The organism is Marinomonas aquimarina (assembly GCF_900089755.1).
GTDB classification, from domain to species: domain Bacteria; phylum Pseudomonadota; class Gammaproteobacteria; order Pseudomonadales; family Marinomonadaceae; genus Marinomonas; species Marinomonas aquimarina.
Genome location: NZ_FLOC01000043.1, coordinates 1 through 1,325, shown reverse-complemented (window position 1 = coordinate 1,325; position 1,325 = coordinate 1). Strand labels below are relative to the sequence as shown.

Below are 1,325 nucleotides of genomic sequence, written 5' to 3'. Positions count from 1 at the left end.
CCTGAGGTATCCCCACAAAATTTCAATATAGATCAGAATGTTAGCGTAAGAAGGGAACGTTCATAGCTCTTGGCGATCAATAATTTCGCCAAAAACAACTCACCACCAGAGCCATGAACGCGACCGCTATATTGAACAAAATCCTGCCGATTGTCAGCCCCAACATGCATAAAACTCGACGCAAAGCGCTATCAGCTTGTGTTCTTAGTTTAGCACAAGGCAGCCTTTGCACTGTGACCAGCATTGGCCGAGGGATCCAATCAAACGCCTACGAGAAACACCGAATTAAACGCTCCGATCGTTTACTGTCCAACCCTAACCTGCGCCGAGAATCTATTTTTCTTTATGCCTATATTTGTAAGCTCTTTATCGTTCGAGCACGTCCGGTTATCAGTATAGATTGGTCTGACTTAGATGCTCGTGGACAATATTTCTTAATTCGTGCGAGTACTGCATTTGAAGGTCGATCGATTACTCTCTACGAAGAGGTTCATGACAAAAGCACTAAAGAAAAGCAAAAAACACATCAGAAGTTTTTACAGGTTCTTAAAGCGCTTCTTCCAGTTAAAGCGAAGCCCATCATAGTAACTGATGCAGGCTTTAAAACACCGTGGTTAGACGAAGTCATCAAGCAGGGATGGGATTATGTTGGTCGAGTTCGGAAGCCTCGTAAGTACTATGACAGCACTCAGAATACTTGGCATTGCATATCTTCGTTGTACCCAAAAGCGAGCAGTAACCCCATATCGCTAGAGTTAACCCATCGCCACTCGTCTCCAATAACAAACCAGTTTGTACTTTATAAAAGCTCATACAAAGGCCGTCAGTCGACCACTCGAAAAGGGCAAAAACGCAAATCTGGTACTTCCTTAAAAGCGGCCAGAGGCGCTAAGGATCCTTGGTTGCTGATATCGAATCTCCCTGTAAACCGCCACTTTGCTAGGCGATGCGTCAAAATTTACGAAACTCGAATGCAAATTGAAGAAGGTTTTCGTGATATGAAGAGTAGCCGATTCGGACTTGGGTTTGAGTTAAGTTATACATTTAAAATAGAGCGTCTGATTAATTTAATGCTGCTCACCACTCTTACTGCAGTCTTGCTTATTTTAGTAGGCAAAGTCATGGAGTTATCAGGCTATGCGAAACGTTTCCAGGTGAATACGATACGCAAGCGGAGAGTACTGTCTCACTTCTATCTTGGAAAACGAGCCGTTATGACTCGTTTCGAGATATCAAAAAATGAATGGCGGGACGGCATCAGGCAGTTGCTCCAACAGCTGGAGAAAAGAGTCTGATCATGAGTAAATTTGTGGGGATACCTCAGG

Annotated in this window: 1 protein-coding gene; it reads left to right on the top strand. The window is 43.7% G+C overall.

What is annotated here, in order from left to right:
* Positions 1 to 113 precede the first annotated feature (113 nt).
* On the top strand, positions 114 to 1,295 hold the full coding sequence (locus MAQ5080_RS17130; protein WP_067213518.1) for an IS4 family transposase: 1,182 nt from the start codon (positions 114 to 116) through the stop codon (positions 1,293 to 1,295).
* Positions 1,296 to 1,325 lie beyond the last annotated feature (30 nt).